This is a genomic window from Aquamicrobium terrae, assembly GCF_052978165.1.
In genome coordinates this window covers 1,144,888-1,162,726 of the sequence record NZ_JBRKLZ010000002.1, presented here as the reverse complement: position 1 = coordinate 1,162,726, position 17,839 = coordinate 1,144,888, and the positions used below count along the sequence as shown (strand labels likewise).

17 protein-coding genes are annotated in these 17,839 nt (G+C 61.7%); 14 read left to right on the top strand and 3 right to left on the bottom strand.

Annotated features, from left to right (window positions below):
- The first annotated feature begins 10 nt into the window (after window positions 1-10).
- From ACVCNR_RS22715 to ACVCNR_RS22650, 14 genes are all read left to right on the top strand, one after another.
- Window positions 11-625, top strand: coding sequence for a DUF1989 domain-containing protein (locus ACVCNR_RS22715; protein WP_447076610.1), 615 nt, complete (start codon window positions 11-13; stop codon window positions 623-625).
- Window positions 626-646: 21 nt separating this feature from the next.
- Entirely contained in the window at window positions 647-1,237 is a 591-nt protein-coding gene (locus ACVCNR_RS22710; protein WP_354196910.1) for a cysteine dioxygenase family protein, read from the top strand.
- Window positions 1,238-1,253: 16 nt separating this feature from the next.
- Window positions 1,254-2,843, top strand: a complete 1,590-nt coding sequence (locus tag ACVCNR_RS22705) for a rhodanese-like domain-containing protein (RefSeq protein WP_354196912.1) — start codon at window positions 1,254-1,256, stop codon at window positions 2,841-2,843.
- A complete protein-coding gene (gene metC, locus ACVCNR_RS22700; RefSeq protein ID WP_354196914.1) occupies window positions 2,836-4,002 on the top strand; it encodes a cystathionine beta-lyase in 1,167 nt (388 codons plus the stop codon). The genes ACVCNR_RS22705 and metC overlap by 8 nt, the downstream gene beginning before the upstream one ends.
- 409 nt (window positions 4,003-4,411) lie before the next feature.
- Window positions 4,412-4,954, top strand: a complete 543-nt coding sequence (locus ACVCNR_RS22695; protein ID WP_447076609.1) for an RNA polymerase sigma factor — start codon at window positions 4,412-4,414, stop codon at window positions 4,952-4,954.
- Window positions 4,955-5,059: 105 nt separating this feature from the next.
- Window positions 5,060-6,064, top strand: coding sequence for a FecR family protein (locus ACVCNR_RS22690; protein ID WP_447076608.1), 1,005 nt, complete (start codon window positions 5,060-5,062; stop codon window positions 6,062-6,064).
- Window positions 6,065-6,219: 155 nt separating this feature from the next.
- Window positions 6,220-8,754 (top strand): TonB-dependent siderophore receptor, encoded by a 2,535-nt coding sequence (locus tag ACVCNR_RS22685; RefSeq protein WP_354196920.1) that lies wholly within the window; start codon window positions 6,220-6,222, stop codon window positions 8,752-8,754.
- Window positions 8,755-8,846: 92 nt separating this feature from the next.
- Window positions 8,847-9,800 carry an ABC transporter substrate-binding protein gene (locus ACVCNR_RS22680; protein WP_447076607.1) on the top strand — a complete coding sequence of 318 codons (954 nt, stop codon included), beginning with the start codon at window positions 8,847-8,849 and terminating at the stop codon, window positions 9,798-9,800.
- A gap of 22 nt (window positions 9,801-9,822) precedes the next feature.
- Window positions 9,823-10,866: a FecCD family ABC transporter permease gene (locus ACVCNR_RS22675; protein WP_447076606.1), complete on the top strand. Its 1,044-nt coding sequence runs from the start codon at window positions 9,823-9,825 to the stop codon at window positions 10,864-10,866.
- Window positions 10,867-10,895: 29 nt separating this feature from the next.
- Complete coding sequence (locus ACVCNR_RS22670; RefSeq protein ID WP_447076694.1) at window positions 10,896-11,948, top strand: FecCD family ABC transporter permease; 1,053 nt, start codon at window positions 10,896-10,898, stop codon at window positions 11,946-11,948.
- Between the two features lie 50 nt (window positions 11,949-11,998).
- On the top strand, window positions 11,999-12,814 hold the full coding sequence (locus ACVCNR_RS22665; protein WP_354196928.1) for an ABC transporter ATP-binding protein: 816 nt from the start codon (window positions 11,999-12,001) through the stop codon (window positions 12,812-12,814).
- Between the two features lie 145 nt (window positions 12,815-12,959).
- Entirely contained in the window at window positions 12,960-13,208 is a 249-nt protein-coding gene (locus ACVCNR_RS22660; RefSeq protein ID WP_354196930.1) for an FMN-binding negative transcriptional regulator, read from the top strand.
- A 489-nt stretch (window positions 13,209-13,697) separates the two neighbouring features.
- Window positions 13,698-14,411 carry a DUF6065 family protein gene (locus tag ACVCNR_RS22655; protein ID WP_354196932.1) on the top strand — a complete coding sequence of 238 codons (714 nt, stop codon included), beginning with the start codon at window positions 13,698-13,700 and terminating at the stop codon, window positions 14,409-14,411.
- A 113-nt stretch (window positions 14,412-14,524) separates the two neighbouring features.
- The gene (locus tag ACVCNR_RS22650) at window positions 14,525-14,857 is read left to right on the top strand and encodes a hypothetical protein (RefSeq protein WP_354196934.1); all 333 of its coding nucleotides are present in this window, start codon (window positions 14,525-14,527) and stop codon (window positions 14,855-14,857) included.
- 163 nt (window positions 14,858-15,020) lie between these two features.
- Here ACVCNR_RS22650 and ACVCNR_RS22645 read toward each other — a convergent pair whose 3' ends face one another.
- The 3 genes from ACVCNR_RS22645 to ACVCNR_RS22635 all read right to left on the bottom strand — a co-directional run bounded on the left by ACVCNR_RS22645 (window position 15,021) and on the right by ACVCNR_RS22635 (window position 17,762).
- Complete coding sequence (locus tag ACVCNR_RS22645) at window positions 15,021-15,788, bottom strand: anti-sigma factor family protein (protein WP_447076605.1); 768 nt, start codon at window positions 15,786-15,788, stop codon at window positions 15,021-15,023.
- A gap of 14 nt (window positions 15,789-15,802) precedes the next feature.
- Complete coding sequence (locus ACVCNR_RS22640) at window positions 15,803-16,330, bottom strand: RNA polymerase sigma factor (RefSeq protein WP_447076604.1); 528 nt, start codon at window positions 16,328-16,330, stop codon at window positions 15,803-15,805.
- Window positions 16,331-16,451: 121 nt separating this feature from the next.
- Window positions 16,452-17,762 (bottom strand): S8 family serine peptidase, encoded by a 1,311-nt coding sequence (locus ACVCNR_RS22635; RefSeq protein WP_447076603.1) that lies wholly within the window; start codon window positions 17,760-17,762, stop codon window positions 16,452-16,454.
- Window positions 17,763-17,839: the final 77 nt, after the last annotated feature.

The following is a 17,839-nucleotide window of genomic DNA, read 5'->3' as shown; positions in this document are numbered from 1 at the left end:
CGCGGAAAGTATGAAAGATATGTCAGAAATCGTCATTGATTTGCCGGCGCGTCGAGGGACCGCGATAGCCCTGCGCGAAGGCCAAACGATCAGGATCGTCAATATCCATGGCTCGCAGGTTCTGGATTGCTGGGCCTTCAACCGGGACGATCCGTTCTGCTGCATGTCGATGGAGCATACACGCTCCTACAACAGCCGCATCGTCCCGCGCGTGGGAGACATTCTGGTCGATAACCGATACAAGCCGATGTTCGAAATTGTCGCTGATACGTCGCCGGGCGTGCACGACACGCTGATGTGCTCCTGCAGCGCAGGAATCTACGAGCGCATTGGGCATCCCGGACATGACAATTGCGAGGACAATCTGCATCGGGCGCTGGCCGAGGTAGAAATTTCGATCGGCTTCACACCGTCGCCTTTCAACATTTTCATGAACTATCCGTTTTCGGCGGACGGGGAAATCACGCGCGAGCCGCCGGTTTCGAAACCGGGCGACCATGTCGATTGGAAGTGCCTGATATCCGAGGCGCTGGTGATCATCTCATGCTGCCCGCAAGACCTCACACCCATAAACGGCATCTCGATGGCGCCACAGGGCGCCCGGTGCTTCATCATCAACCAGTGAAAATCCGGAAAGGATATTTTCATGACTGTACGAGAAGAAAGAACTCAGGCGGCTGAAGACCTCAAAACCTTTGCTCAGGACTTGATCGCATCAGAGGGCTTGTCGCGCGACGCGCTCTCCCGGATTCTGGAGAAGCTGAAGGCTATTGCTGCCCGCACCGATTTCTGGGTGAATGATGATTATGCTGAGCCGAACGAAACGGATCGTCAGGCACGCTACCGCATTGCAGGCAATGATGACGATACGTTCGTCCTATATCTGAACGTAATGTTGCCGGGAAAAAAAATCCCGCCGCATGACCACACGACATGGGCTTGCGTGGCCGCTGTTGACGGGGTTGAGGAAAACCGGGTGTACCGACGTCTGGATGATGGCGGCGAAGCTGGTAAGGCGCAGCTTGAAGTGGATCGGATCGTCCAGGTCGCTCCTGGAACCGGTGTTGCGCTGATGCCTGATGACATTCACTCGGTCTCTATCGACGGCGCCAAGACCATCCGCCACTTGCACTTCTACGGTCGCGCGCTTGAAACGCTCAAGGAGCGCACAGTGTTTGATCTCGAAAACGGAACGTGTCGCCCGATGGCCATCGGTGTGAAGACACGACAGGGTTGAGGCGTCGGACCCGGAGATGATCGAGATAATATCCGCGCAGGTCGCCAGAAAGCGAATCCATGGCAGCACCGAAATAGCGGTGCTGGATGTCCGCGAGTATGGGGAATATGGTGATGGCCATCTGCTGTTCGCGTCGAATTGCCCGTACAGCACGTTGGAAAAGCGCGTCCTGAAACTGGTGCCTTGCAAGGCGACGCCGTCCCTTCTTTGCGATGGGGGCGACGGGGTGAGCTGCAAGGCAGCAAATCGGATGCAGGAACTCGGTTACGAAACTATCCTGACCATCAATGGCGGGGTTCCCGCATGGCAGGCGGCCGGTTTCCGGTTGTTTGCTGGGGTGAATGTTCCTTCCAAAGTGTTCGGCGAAATGGTTGAGGCGGCCCGGCATACGCCGCATATCGATTCCGAAGAACTGTCCAGATGGTCAGCGGAAGGCAAACAATTTTTGCTGATCGATACGAGACCGCCGACAGAACATGCACGGATGACCCTCCCGGGGGCCGTCAGCATGCCCAATGGTGAACTCATTCACCGCCTGAACGCGTTGAACCTTCCGCAGGACACGCCAATCGTTCTGCATTGTGCGGGGCGCACGCGTGGTCTCATCGGAACACAGACACTGATCGATGCGGGCATTCCCAACCCAGTTTACGCGTTCGAAAACGGAACGCAAGGATGGGCATTGTCGGGCCGCAAACTTGTGCAGGGGCAGACGCCGCTTCCTTTGCCTGCTCTTACTGACACAGAGCTGGATGACAGTGCATGGCGCGCCGCGGATTTCATAGCGCGTCACGATATTCCGGTAACGGATGCCTCGGAAGTGAGCGCATGGCAGGCTGATACGACACGCTCGACTTATCTGCTCGATGTGCGGTCCCGACAGGAGTTTGAGGCCGGACATTATCGCGGTTCGGTTCATGCTCCGGTTGTCCAGATCGTTCAGGCGACGGATGAGTGGGTTGCCGTGCGCCGCGCCCGTCTTGCGCTAATCGACGACAGCGGCATCAGGGCCGCGACTGCCGCCTACTGGCTGCGGCAATTGGGTTTCGATGCGGTGGTGGTTCGGGGCGCGCTGGATGGCGAACTCGTTTCTGGCGCGTCCGAAAGTCTTCAGCCCGCGAGCCTTGCGACAATCAACGCACAGGAACTTCTCCGGTTGCAAGGAGACTACGCGCAGATCGTCGATCTTCGGTCGAGTTCCGCCTATCGGTCCGGCCATCCTGCCGGTGCGCTATGGGGCATACGACCGCGTCTCAAAAGTCTGCCACTGCCGAAAACAGGCGTGGTTGTATTGGTGGCGGATGATCCCGATCTTGCGGTCCTTGCAGCGAAGGACATTGCCGAACAGGCTCCGGATCTTCAGCTTCGACTGCTGGAGGGTGGCTTCGATGCATGGAAGGCGGCGGGAGGTTCGCTGGAACATTCCACAGATATACCGGCTGCCGTGGACGCGATAGATTTTCTGGCATTCCTGCATGACAGGCATGATGGAAATCTGGATTCAGCCCGTCGTTATCTGGCCTGGGAGACTGGCCTAATCGAACAACTGGAAGCCGACGAACTTTCAGAGTTTCATCTGGTCGGCGGAAAGCAAAGTCATGCGTGAAAAAACTCTTCTCGTGCAAGCGGGTCGTCCAGATCAGGATACGCCACACCAGGTCAATCCCGCGCTGGTTCGGGCTTCGACTGTCTTGTTCCCCACCGTGGAGGCGATGCAGGAGACCCGCCAGCGCCGCGAAGCGGGGGAACAGATTTTTTCATATGGTGTTCGTGGAACACCGACCACACATGCGCTGGAAGATGCCGTTACCGTGCTGGAACAGGGCGATCGGACATTGATCTATCCGTCGGGATTGACCGCGGTGGCCGTCGTGCTGCTTACGTTTGCCCGACCATGTGATCACGTGGCGATTATCGATACCGTTTATCCGCCAGTCCGCCATCTTTGTAACGATTATCTCGCGTCTCGGGGCGTTGAGGTTAGCTATTTCGCGCCATCGCCGGAAGGCATGAAGGCCGTACTGCAACCCAAAACACGTCTGGTTCTGGCGGAGACCCCCGGTTCTGGCACCTTCGAGGTTCCCGATATTCGTGCCCTTGCAGCGATGGCACACGAAAACGGCTCACTGCTTGCCGTCGATAACACATGGGCGTCCGGTCTTTTTTTCAAGCCGCTTACGCAAGGAGCGGACATCTCCATACAGGCGGCAACAAAATATATCTGCGGTCATTCCGACACCATGCTGGGAACCGTCACGGTCAGCGGCGCGGCTTTCATGCCTCTGTTTGAGACGACGACAGCGATGGGGCTTTGTGCAAGCCCAACGGATTGTTACGACGCGCTAAAAGGATTGCGCACGCTGGAAGTGCGCCTGCGTCGGCATGAAGAATCTGCGCTGCGCGTCGCGCGATGGCTTGCCGGACAGGATACGGTTGCCGATGTCTATCATCCCGCGCTTGAAGGTTCGGTCGGACACTCAATCTGGAAGCGCGACTTTACCGGATCGAGTGGCCTTTTCGCCTTCTCGCTTGCGCCGGAACTGGCTGCCCGCTCAACGGCGTTGGTCAATACCCTTTCTCATTTTGGAATAGGCGCTTCATGGGGCGGCTTCGAAAGCCTTGCCTTACCGGTCAAACCGGGGCCGATACGCACCGCATCGGCGTGGGCGGGACCAGAAACGATTATCCGGCTGCATGTCGGTCTGGAGGATACGGACGATCTAATTGAGGATCTCGACCGGGCGATTAGGCGCATCAGCACGTAGTATTTCGCATCCTGGCACGCGGATAGAGTAATGATGGCAGTTCCGTTACAATAGCGTAGCTTCCACCAAATATTTCGCGGCGTGTCGAACGATGCGCCTCGAAGAGAAGCCGAAGCTTCAAGACTGAGACGGTCAAGTTCACGATTTAAGGGATCTGACATCCGTCCTTTGGCTGCCGCAAAGATTGTTGCAGTTGCGCAACAACCTGTAAAAAAATGTCGCGCCGTATAATGCTTTGGCCGTTCCGCCAATGGTGCGCTAACGCTCAGCGATCAATGAAATCAAACACTAAACCTGACAATGATGCGCAAGATTTGTCGTTCCAAGCTGGAGCAATCTAAACCGTTGCCGTTGCGGGGAATTTCCCAACCCTTTAGGTCGTTTTTGTCCTCCACACGTCGGAGGCGCTTTGTCGTTTCCTGCTATTGTGGTTCGCGTGGACAGGCTGACACTCGGAAAACTGATCGGTGCTTTCGTCAAGGTGCGGCCGCGCCTCGAAGCGGTCGCGCAGGCGCGCACCGGTAGCCGGGCGACGGCCGAGGATCTGATCCAGGACGTGTGGCTAAAGCTTGAAAACACACGCTTTGACGGCGAGGTCGAGAACCCCGGCGGCTTCATCACCCAGGTCGCGAACACGACGGTCGCGGGACATCTGCGCAAGGAGCGCCGTCGCGCCGAGATCGACGCGGAAGTGTGCGGGCTGCTGTGGGACAGCATTGATGAAGCATCGCCCGAGCGGGTGCTGATCGGCCGGGAGAAACTGTGCTCCGTGTGCGCGGCGCTCGATGAGCTGCCGCCGAAGACGCGGCGAATCTTCCTGATGAACCGCATCGAGCAGATTCCTCATCGCCGGATCGCCGAAACGCTCGGCATCAGCGAGGAGGCGGTCTATTACCATATCCGTCGGGCACTCGAGCGGTTGGCCGAACTCCGCGACGAACTGGCCGACTGAATTTTTCAAAATCTCTTTAGGCAAAGGACGCTCTCACGCGTCTATAAGGTAGAAGCACTCGAATCTGAGTGCATCTGCCGATCGAACCCGTATTGCGCCGAGTGAATGGACGAGCCCGACAAACGCCCTGACATAGACCGCCGGATCGCCCTTGATGCGCGTGACTGGATCGTGCGGCTCACCTCCGGCAATGTCAGCGACATGGATCTCCAGCGCTTCAAGGCGTGGCGCGACCGCTCGCCTGATCACAGCCAAGCTTTCGAGCGCGAGCGGATGTTCTGGCAGCAATTGCAGGTTCTTGACGGCGAGTCTGACGGCATGCCGCCCTTTCGTCCGCCCCTCCGTCACCGGGGGCACGGCCTCATCAGCCGGCGCAGCTTTCTGATTGGAGGCGGCGTCGCCGCTGCGGCGGCCGCCGCAGCCGTGGTCGCCGTGCCGCGTCTGCAATTGATGTGGAACGCGGATTTTACGACCGCCGTGGGCGAGCAGGCCGAGATTCCGCTTCCTGACGGCTCGGTCGCCACGCTCAACACCGACACGGCGATCGCTGTGGACTTCACACCTCAGCTTCGCCTCGTCACCTTGCTGAAAGGGGAGGTGGAGTTCAAGGTCCGCCCCGATCCGTCCTCGCTGTTCCGGGTTGCTGCGCTCGGCGGCAACAGCGATGCGCTGGGCACGACGTTCTCGGCGAAGGCAATCGAGGGCGTGGCGACGATTACGGTGTGCGAAGGCCATGTGCGCGTGACGGGGCCGGCCACGCCGACCGATCTCAACGAGATGGCAGCCAGGAAGGTCGAGCTCGTGACAAGCGAGCAGACGAGCTATGTGGCTGGCGAGGGGCCGTTGCCGGCTTCAGCTGTCGACACCGATGTCGTCATGGCCTGGCGCTACGGTAGGGTTATATTCGAGGGCAAGCCGTTCTCGGCGGCGATCGCCGAGCTCGGCCGCTATGTGCCCGAGCGCATCGTGCTCAGGCCGGGCGTAGGCCCCAACGTGCCGGTCAGCGCGATCTTCTCGACCAGGGACGCGTTCGACGCGGTGCAGGCGCTTGCAAAGACGCAGGGCCTCGTGGCGCGCCGGATTCCCGGCGTCGTGATCCTCGTCACTTGACCGCCGCGAGACTTTTCTCAAAAAAGTTGCGATTCCGTCTTTAGGCAAAACACCCCCTCACGCGTCAATGTAGTGAAGGGACCAGGCACAGGACTACCCACGCCCTTCGGCTAGTGGCCCACACGGGCTGTTTTTCAGAGAGGGTACGGGGTTCGATGAACAAGGATAGTGCTGCACACGACATTTCCCGGCGGGCACACCGCCGGCTGTTGACGGCGCTCATGATGAGCACGGCGCTTTACCTTGGTGTATTCCCGGCTGTCCTGTCCGTCCCGCAAGCGGCCGCACAGACGGCGCGCGCACATAGTTTCAACATTCCGCGCCAACCGCTCAATCGTGCCCTGCGCTCCCTCGCCGACCAGACCGGCATTCAGATCGCCTATCAAACCTCGATCGCAGCCGGCACCACAGCTCCAGCAGTCACCGGCACCATGTCGACTGAACAGGCATTGGCGCTGATGCTTTCCGGCTCCGGCCTGCGCTACAGTTTCACCAATGCCAACACGGTGACGATCCTCGACGCGACAATGTCAGCCGAAGCAGGAAGCATAAATGCCAATGGTTCGCTGGTGCTTGATACGATCAACGTCCAAGGCCAGGGCGCAAATCCGAACTCGACGATGGCGCCTATGGAGCCTTACGCAGGCGGTCAGGTCGCACGCGGCGGCCAGGTCGGAATGCTCGGTAATCGCGATGTCATGAACACGCCGTTCTCCCAGACCAACTACACGAACAAGACGATCAAAGATCAGCAGGCCCAGACCGTTCAGGATGTTCTGTCGAATGATCCTTCCATACTGACCAAACAAAACAGCCCGAGCGATGAAGACGCCTCAATGACCATTCGGGGCTTCTCGACCGGTCACTCATCCGGTTTCGGTAGTCTGAACGGGTTGCCCGGCATGGCTCCACTGCGTTCGCCGGACATGAATTACATCGAGCGTGTCGAAGTGCTCAGGGGGCCGAGCGCCCTGCTAAACGGCATGGCGGCATCCGGAGCAGGCGGTGTCGGCGGCTCGTACAACCTCGTCACCAAGCAAGCCGATGACGAACCGCTGACCGAGCTGACCACCGGCTACATTTCGAACTCGCAACTGGGTGCCCATGTGGATTTCGGCCGACGCTTCGGCGAGAACAAGCAGTTCGGCATGCGCTTCAATGGTGCATTCCGCAAGGGTGATACGTCAGTGGACCCCATCTCCGCGGAAGTGGGATCGGCGGCGCTCAATCTGGATTATCGCAGCGAGCGAGTCCGATTATCGGCTGACATCTTTCATCAGATGGATGAAGCCAGCCCGCAAATCTTGCAGCAGTTGTCTGCTTCCGGTGCCCGCGGCGGCGTCGCCTTCATTCCGGAGGCTCCCGACGCCGGAACCAGCCTCCATCCCGAATGGAGCGAACAACGCAGCAGATTGACCGGGGGAATGGTGCGGGGAGAGGTCGACATTACCGACAATGTCACGGCTTATGGCGCCATCGGCAAGCAGAAACTGGATCTCACACTGATAGGCCCGAGCCAACCGACACTGCGCAATGTGGACGGAACTTTTGGGTGGAACAGCGCCGAGTACTCGAATTATTCCTATGACGTATTGTCCATGCAGGGCGGTTTGAGGGCGACGGCGTCGACCGGACCGGTGGACCATGCCCTCAGCCTCAATCTCTCACAGTCCTGGATGGAGAATGGATCGGCGGAATTCTCAACCCCGTATACCTACACCACGAACCTTTACAATCCGATCTTCGGGCCCGCTCCGTTCCTCACTAGTCCAGGCGATCCCAAGAAAACAAGCGAAAGCCGCGTCTCGAGCATCGGCGTCGCCGACACCTTATCGATCCTCGATGAGCGGATCCAGTTCACCGCAGGCATCCGCTACCAGGAAGTGGCATCCGACAATTTCAACACGACAACCGGCGACAAAACCTCCAGTTATGACGGCAAGGCGTGGACCCCGGCTTTCGGTTTGGTCGTCAAGCCATGGGAGAACGTCTCACTCTACGCCAACTATATAGAAAACCTGCAGCGGGGAACTATAGTCGGCACGTCGTACGCAAATGCTGGCGAAGTCTTTCCACCCTATGTCAGCAAGCAGTACGAAGCGGGCGTCAAGGTCGATTGGGGTACGGTGACGACGACGCTGGCGGCGTTCCAGATCGCCCAGCCGAACACCATTGCCATTGACGACCCTATCGACCCTGTCAACAACCCTCAGACATTGACCCTCGACGGCGAACAGCGCAATCGCGGTATCGAGCTGAACGCCTATGGCGAGTTCATGCCCGGCCTTCGCCTGATGGGCGGCGTTACGCTGCTCGACGCCCGGCTGACGAAGACACAGGGCGGTCTCAATGACGGCAACAGGGCAGATGGCTCGGCGCGCATACGGACCGTGGTCGGCGCCGAATGGGATACGCCGTTCCTGCAAGGTCTGACCCTGACCGGCCGTATCACCTACACCGGCGATCAAATAGCCAGCAGTTCCAGGGACGACTTGAAGATCCCGTCCTGGACGGTCGTCGATCTCGGCGCGCGCTACACCTTCGACTCGCCATGGAACGACAAGCCGATCACGGTCCGCTTCAATGTCGATAACGTGTTCGACAAGGACTATTGGTCGGGAACGAACACCAGATACATCCAGCTCGGCGCACCGCGCACATTCCGCCTTTCGACCGCATTTCAATTCTGATGGCGGTGACTTTCTCAAACGTCACCTCGCGGCGTAGTTGTCCAGAGTTTCAACCACCTCTCCGCCCAAGGAAGAGAAAGAAGAACACAGCCATGATCATACCCTCCCTGAGACGGCCCACTGCGGTTCTGACCGCCGCCTTGCTGGGCGTCTCGCTCGTTCTTTCTGCAGCCATCGGTGCCTCGGCGCAGGAAACCCGCACTATCAACGCTGACAACGGGACAATTGAGGCTCCCGCCAACCCGCAGCGGATCGCAACTCTCGGCAGGGCCAACGGGTCATTCCTCGCGCTCGGCGGCAAGCCGATCGCGGTCACGAAGCTCAGGCAGGGCGATTTCGATGCCTTGCTCGAGGATCAGCAGGCCGCGTACGAAGCAGCGACACTTCTCGGGACGAGCGCCAGTGAAGCCGACCTCGAGAAGCTGGCGAGCCTCAAGCCCGATCTTATCTTCATCTCGGTTCCCAACGCCGACTTCGAGCAGATGAAGGAGAAATTGGAAGCGATCGCCCCGACAATTCTCCTGGGTTTCCATAGCGATTGGAAACGACGTGTCGAGGTAGTCGCGGAGGCAAGCAACAAAGTCGACGTGCTCAACAAGCAGAAGGCGGACTACGACCAGCAGGTCGCCGCGATCAAAACAAAGTACGCGGAGACTATCAAGAACGACACGTTCGTCGAAGTCGGCAGTGGGGAGTTCTCCAAGGTGGCTGTGTTCCATCTCAACGGCTCGACCTGCACCGAGGTCGTGCGGGCGGATGTCGGTCTCGACATCGCCGATCTGGGCGAAGGAGGCCAAAGCCGGTCGTACGAGCAGATCGGCGCGTTGGCGGACTACGACGTGATCCTGTATCCCGTCGATCACAAGGGCAACGTGACGGAAGCATTCCGCCCCATGACGGAGTCCAGCGCGTGGCAGGCGCTTCCTGCCGTGAAGTCCGGTCGCACCGTCGGCATCTACTGCCCGCTGGACAGGTCCTACCCGGGCAACTCGCGGTACATGGAATCGCTCGACCGTGGCCTCGCAGCGCTCCCGAAGGATGAGTGAGGGCATCACCCGGCGAGTTCTCATGGGGGTGACGCCTGTCACGGACAAGGAACCACCGGCGCCGCTGATCGCGCTCCGGCGCCGTCGATTTGCCGGGTTGGTCGCTGCTCTGGCCGCCTTGACCATCGTGACGGTGCTGAGCGTGATGGTCGGGTCGCAGGCGATCGCGCCATCGGTGGTGTGGGATGCCCTGTTTAATCCGTCGGATGACTTCGATCACTTCGCGATCAGCGACTTCCGGCTGCCGCGCACGATCGTCGGGCTCGCGGTGGGCGCAGCGTTTGGGATCTCGGGAGCGTTGACCCAGGCGCTGACCCGCAACCCTCTGGCCGATCCGGGCATCCTCGGCGTCAACGCGGGCGCGTCCTTCGCGGTGACGGTCGCCGTGGGACTGCTCGGCGTCAGCGACATCCGCGGCTACATGTGGTTCGCGTTCGTCGGAGCGCTGGTCGTTACGATCGTGGTGCTCGCTCTCGGGTCGACCAGACGCGGCCAGTCCCCGGTCGTGATGGTGCTTGCGGGGGTATGCGTAGGCGCGGTTCTCGGGGGCGCCACGTCCGCGCTGACCATGACGAACCCCGACGCCTTCGATCAGATGCGTGCCTGGGGCGCGGGCTCGATCCTGGGACGTCCGCTGGAGATCGTGTGGCCGGTGCTACCGCTCTTGGGGGTGGCGCTTGTGCTGGCGCTCATCACATCCAGATCGCTCAACGCGATGGCTCTCGGCGATGAACTGGCGGCGTCGCAAGGAGTCAGGCTGGTGCGGACCCGGATACTTAGCGTGGCCGCGATCACCCTGCTGGCCGGCGGCGCGACTGCGATCGCCGGGCCGATCGGCTTCGTCGGACTGATGGTCCCACATGTCGCCCGCTGGATCGTGGGCCCGGATCAGCGCTGGATCTTCGCCTACAGCGTGCTGCTTGCTCCGAGCCTGCTGCTGGCCTCCGACGTCCTCGGCCGGGTTGTCATGGCACCCAGTGAGATCCCGGTCGGGATCGTGACGGCGTTCGTAGGCGCCCCTGTGCTGATCGTGCTGGTACGGCGCAGGAAAGCGAGCGGGCTGTGAGCATCGTTTCGTCTCGCTTCGGTCGCGCGATGTGCGAGAACCGAGTGGACTTCGGGAGGCCGACGCTCGTGGTGCGCAGGAGGCGGCTCGGGTTGCGGATCGATCTGCGGAGCATTGTCGTCTGCGTCGCGCTTGCGGTCGCGGTGATCGTGCTCGCGCTGGTCGCTCTGGCGACCGGCTCGTATCAGCTCAGCGTCGGCCAGGTGGTATCCGCCCTCACCGGTGGAGAGGCCGGCCTCATTCACGAAATCGTGGTCGAATGGCGGCTGCCCCGGATGACGGCGACGGTGGTGTTCGGCGCTGCGCTGGGGGTCAGCGGGGCGATGTTCCAGTCGCTGACCCGCAACCCTTTGGCATCGCCCGACGTGATCGGGTTCGACTCCGGCTCCTATACCGGTGCGCTGATCGTCATCATGCTGATCGACGGCGGCTACCTGGAGGTTGCGGGCGGCGCTCTGCTGGGCGGCATCGCGACCGCGATGCTGGTGTACGTCCTCGCTTGGCGGCGCGGCGTGCAGGGGTTCAGGCTCATCGTCGTAGGAATCGGAGTCTCCGCGATGCTCACCTCTGTGAACACCTGGATGATGCTCCGAGCCGACCTGGAAGTGGCGATGTCTGCCGCCGCCTGGGGCGCCGGGTCGCTCAACGCAGTGTCCTGGGATCAGGTCGCGCTCGGTGGCGCGCTCATCGCCGCGCTGCTGATGCTCGCGGGAGTGCTGAGCCGACCGATGCGGCAAATGGAACTGGGAGACGATACCGCCGCCTCCCAGGGGGTACGAATCGCAGACGCTCGGCTGGGCCTGATCGTCGTGGGCGTGGCGCTGACGGCGACGGTGACCGCGGCGTCCGGGCCCATCGCGTTCATCGCTTTGGCAGCTCCGCAGATCGCCCGCAGGCTAGGCCGCACCGCCGGGATCACCCTCGCGCCCGCCGCCCTTGCAGGCGCTCTGCTGCTGGGAGCGGCGGACTTCGTTGCCCAACACATCGCCCCGACCCCGCTGCCGGTCGGCCTGATCACCGTGATGATCGGCGGCGGCTATCTCGGCTGGCTGCTGTTCATCGAAGCGAGGCGACGCCTGTGAACACTTTTGCCCACTCCATCCGTTCCGCGACTCCGAAAGCCCGATCCGCCATGCCCGACGCTCGACACACCGCCAGTTCCCGGCTCCACGTCGAGGGAGCATCCATCGGGTACGATAAGCGCATCGTCAGCGAGGACCTGTCAGTGTCGATTCCGGACAGGTCGTTCACGGTGATCGTGGGCCCGAATGCGTGTGGCAAGTCGACGCTGCTGCGCGGACTGTCGCGGCTGCTCAGGCCTTCTGCTGGGCGGGTCGTCCTCGACGGTGCGAACATCCAGTCCTACAAGACCAAGGAAGTGGCGCGGCGGATCGGATTGCTGCCGCAGACCTCGATCGCTCCCGATGGGATCACCGTCGCCGGCCTGGTGGCGCGAGGCAGATATCCGCATCAGGGGTTCATGCGAACGTGGACCGAGGCCGACGAGCAGGCCGTACTGGATGCCATGGCTGCCGCTGCCGTCACCAATCTGTCGGGCCGGCTGGTCGACGAGCTTTCGGGCGGGCAACGGCAGCGGGTGTGGGTGGCGATGGCGCTCGCGCAGCACACCGACATCCTGCTGCTCGATGAGCCCACGACCTTCCTCGACATCACGCACCAGATCGAACTGATGGAACTGTTCACCGACCTCAACCATGCCGGACACACCCTGGTCGCCGTGCTGCACGACCTCAACCACGCCGCCCGTTTCGGCACCCATCTGATCGCCATGAAGGATGGCGCCGTCGTTGCCGAGGGAGCGCCGTCGCAGATCGTCACGGCCGAATTGGTGGAAGAGGTCTTCGGCCTGCGCTGCCTCGTCGTGCCCGATCCCGTGGTCGGTACCCCGCACGTCGTCCCGCTGGGCAGGAACCGGGAGCGGTCATGACGGGTCCGAACGGATCGTGCTTGAGCCGAGCGGAAGCTCCAATGCCGGCCAGCGCGATCTTCTCGACCAGAGACGTGCTCGACGCGGTGCAGGTTCTGGCGAAGACGCAAGGTCTTGTGGCGCGCCGCTAAGGAATAGGGTCGATATGGCATTCGGTTCGCAGCCCGCGGCCTTCACTGAGTGGCTCAAGCTGGTGGTTAGGCGAGGGACAGCTTTCGCTTATGTAACGCCGAGCTGGAACCCTTCTAGGCGGGAGCATGACAAGATCATTCCGTCCTGGAACTTCGTCGTTATCCACGCGTATGGCAGGTCCGAATTCTTCGATGACGAGGCAGGTCTCCTCTACGCCGTTATCCGCCTGACCGATCTTTGCAAGCATCTACGGGAGCCGTGAGCAGTCATGGAAGCCCCGGTCCGGTTCGTCAGGTCACAACGCAGCGGAATAGCTAGCGTACGCCTTCTGATCACTCGCGTCGAGGGCACGCGCAAGATGAGCCAGAACCGGGATGAAGCCGACCAATGTGGCGGCCGGACCGCGTGCCAGCGATCGTACCGAGGATGCCGTGGTGGCACGGCTCGTCTCAGCGACCAGTGACCGAGTTCTGTCAGAGCGCGACGCGGTCCAAGTACGTCCTGTTCTCCTTTATCGAACCGCATCCAACGGCATCCGATGCGAGATGGGTCTTCGCAACTGGCGAGCGCCTGCGCGCCTCCCTTCGATCAAGCCGAACTCGACGTGGCGATGGAAATTTCGTGGCCTAGCCCAGATGTAATGCTGTCGCCGGGCTCTACCCGGAAAGCAGAAAAGTCGCCGATCGAATGTCGGCATGGAATATTGCTGGGGTTCGTCCGTTGACCCGTCACTATCGACAAGGAGACGGACATGTTCCACTGGAGGTCGCCCGGAGCGCACAATCTGACTTTCCTGTGCCGGCCAGAAGACGAGGGCGTGATCGCGCCGCCTATTACCGCCAAATCCCATTTGCCGGACTGGTTCCGCAAGCTTCCGCCCGTCAGCCGTGACCACGTGTCAACCACCAACAACGGCCTGACGGTGAAGCGCTGCATGCCGTTTCTCGATGCGATGATGAGCGGATGGCTGCTGACGCTGGCCGCCACGGTGCGGCTGGACATCAGGGAAGGCGGCACCATCGTCGATGCCGGCTGGGAGTTCGACCGCATCATGGTTAGCAATCACGGCGCGCATCAGGTCGCCGGCAATCCGCGCGAGCCGAGCCCGCCCTGCAAATTCCACAACTACTGGGCGGTGCGCACGGCCCCGGGCTGGAGCTGCCTGTTCGTTCCGCCGCTCAACCGGCCGGGCCAGCCTTTCGAATGCGCGGCCGGCGTGGTGGACACGGACAATTACGTGGCGGAAATCCACTTCCCCTTCTTCGCGACGGCTGCGGACGGGCTTTACACGATCGAGAAAGGCACGCCGCTGGTCCAGGTCATACCGTTCCGTCGGGAGGATGTGTTCGCCGAGGCCGAAATCCGCGCCGAAACTCTAGGGGAAGCGGCCGAGAAGGAAAAGGTCCACCGGCAGACGATCGCCGGGGAAGGCTGGTACCGCAAGTTCGCGCGTGTCCGCACCTGACCGCGCCGCGCCTTTCTTCAGCCGGAAAAGAACGCCCGGAGACATGGTCTGCCGGGCGTTCCTTTGTCTGGCCACTTGCGCCCTGGGTCTAGAAGTTCTTCAGGAAGCTCCGGATGTGCCGGGTGATCGGATCCGTCCGGCGCGACGGCGACCGGTTGGCCGAGCTGTTCGAGCGGGAATTCCAGCCCGGACCGGACGAGGAGTTCGAGTTGGAGTTGCTCGAGGAGTTGGACGAGGAATTCGAGCTGGAATTGTTGGAGGAGTTGGAGCTCGAGTTGCTGGAAGAGTTGGAGCTTGAGTTGCTGGACGAATTCGACGACGAATTGGATGATGAGTTCGAACTCGAGTTACTCGACGAATTCGACGAGCTGTTGCCAGCCACGATATATGATCCGTCCGCGCTACTCGACATCTTCCTTTCGGATTGCGCCGGCCGCTCCAGCTGAACCGGGTTGACGGGCAAGGGGTTCTCGCGCGCCGCGGCAACGCCGACGGTCAGAGCCGCCGTGCCGGCTACCATGGCCGTGGTCATCTTCAGCTTGTTCATGGTCTTGTTCCTCTGTTGATCGGACCTTGCCGGTCCGTGGGAGGAACGGGCGGGCGGGACCTTTATTCCCCGCGCTGCTCCAGCTTTTCCAGCGCCTGTCTTTCCGCGTCGGCCGATAGGGGATCACCTGCCTGGATCGCGGTCAGATAGGCATCCAGTGCTTCACCCGACGACGCCGGCGCGTAGCTGGCCGTATCCTCCGGCGCATTGACCGCGAACCGGACACGCCACTGGCCGTTGTCGTCGCAGGCCACGGATGTCAGCTTTGTCTTGTCGGCCATGTCCAGCTCGAATTCGCGGCAGAGCGCTTGCTGGTGGTCGTGAAAGCTGGCGATGACCCGGAACCTTTCGGCGCTGCCGAGCAGCGTCAGTTCCTCGCCGGAGGGCGCCGTCCGCAACGCCGCAAACAAAGCTTGTGGGTCCGCGGCTGCGATTTGGAGCCCGGAAGGCTCCATGCTGCCGTCCGCCATGTAGTAACCGGCCGTCACGCCGAGCAAGCCTGCGATGCAGGCCGCCGCAGCGAGCCGTTGCCAGTCGTTTGCCGGGACGAGTACGCGCTTTGCGGTTGCGGAGTGCGGCACGGGGTCGGCAACCGACTGCCTCGACCTTGCCACCATCGCCTCTACCAAAGCCTTGAGGTTCTGGGGCACCGGCTCGTCGAGCATCGGCTCCAGCGCCTCCCGTGCCGCAAGACGAGTCTGCGCGAAGAGATCGACGCGGGCACGCAATTCGGCGTCCGACGCCAGCGCGGTCTCGATCTCGCCCGACGTTGCCTCGTCCAACTCGCCGTCGACATAGCTCATGATCGTTTCATCGGAGAAGATCGCCATCTTCCGTTCCTTGCCTAAGATTGGCCTAAACGGCCGTCGTTCGGGTTTATTCCGGTTGCCGCCGCTATATTCTTGCGGGCGCGAGCGAGCCGGCTCATCACGGTGCCGATCGGAACGCCGATCACGTCCGCGGTTTCGCGGTAGGACAGTCCCTCCACGCAGACGAGCAGAAGCACCTCGCGCTGCTCGTCGGCCAGCGCCGAAATGGCCTGTGATACCGATCCAAGCGTCAACCGGGCTTCCGTCTCGCGCTCGCCCGACGCACCGACGAGATCGAACCGCTGCGAGACATCCTCCTGCGGGCCCGCCGTCTTCTGCCGTCGGAGCTGATCAATCCAGAGATTGCGCAGGATGCGTAGCATCCAGGCATCGAAGCGCGTGCCGGGAATGAAGCTTTCCGCCTGCTGCAATGCGCGCTCGCATGCGGCCTGAACGAGATCGTCGGCCACGTCCCGGGATCGGCAGAGCGATATCGCGAAACGCCGCATGTTCGGCAGGAACGCGATGATCTGCTCTCCGATATCGGCCCTGGAGTCCACCATAAGCTCGCGGCAGGCAATGTTGTTCTTGACGCAGGCCGGACAGGATCGCGGCATGCCCGTTATCCTTGGGCATGGCGCAAAAGTCCAGTAGCTCTTGCCGTGCTCTTCCGACGGCTCGCCCTCAGCCCCTCCGGTTCTCGCAGAGGGGCGGAATTTTCAAAAGGCCGTGCCCAAATATATCGTCGCGGCCCGCTTCTCCGAGATCGTTCGCGCTGTCGAGCAGACGACGGCGCAGGTTGGCCGGCACGAGATCTCGATCCGCCTCCAGCATCAGCGCGGCCGTGGCCGTGACGAAAGGCGCCGCGAAGGACGTACCGGTTTTGGTGCGTGTTCCCCGGATCGACGCCGCCGTCCAGACGGCCACACCGGGAGCGGCGAGGTCGATGTGCGGGCCACGGCCGGCGCGGCGGTAGATCCGGCCGCGGCGGTCCACCGCGGTCACCGCCAGAACCGTCTCATATCCGGCCGGGTAGGCGGGGTCGGCATTCGGGCCGCCATTGCCGGCGGCTGCCACCACCAGGACCTCGCGTACGTCAAGTTCGGAAACCCTCCGCTCCAGTAGCATATTGGGTGGTCCGGACAGGCTCAGATTAATGATCCGGACTCTCTGCCGCTCCAGCAGATCGAGCGCTTCGATCAAGGCGAAGACATCGGCGCGTTCGTCCGCCCCGACCTTGTGGAAGGCATCGACGGCGACCAGCGACATGTGCGGCACCAATCCCGGCGCCCGGGAAGAAGGGCTGCCGACCAGAAGTGCCGCCACGGCGGTTCCATGCATCGCGTCAGAAGGCCGGTCGCCGCTTTCCAGCCGGTGAACAACGATTTCGGAATTCGCAAGAGCCTCGTGGCCGGCATTTAGGCCGGTATCCACCATGCCGATCCGGGGCGGCGTGCCGCCGCAACCCGAAGACACCGGCCATGCAATCATCTGGCGCGCGGGACAGTCGGGACTCAGGCAGGCCGTGCCACTCTCGCCACGATAGAAGTGATTGAAATCGGCGTTCCCGCCCGATTCATACTGTCGGACGGCATCTCTCGCTTCGCCCAGCGTCAATGCGGCAGGTTTGCGCAACCGCCGCAGCGACTGCCCGTCTTGCAGATTGATCTCGCGGATTATGGAGAAACCTGCACCGAGCAACTGATCGAGATCGCCATCGTTCAGCCCCTGCACCACGATCTCGTCGGGAGCACGAATTGGCGGGGGAGGAGGGGGTGCTGCAGGGCGCGACGCCTGCCGCCGCCGAACGGACCTGCGCAAAACACCATTGTCATCATCGTCGTCATTCCTTGCCGAGAAGCCGCCTCTCCCACCGCCATCGTCGTCATCATCATCCGCCAGAGCGGCTTTGACGAGGTTGAAATCGCCGGGTGGCGCGCGCTCGATTGCAAATGCCAGGCTGAAGATGAGCAGGGCCAGAAGCAGTTTCGGCATGGTTCCATCTCTTTCTACTCACGGACCGGGCCTGCCGCTGCCGACTGATGGAGCAAGGGCCGCCCTTGGTCACAGCG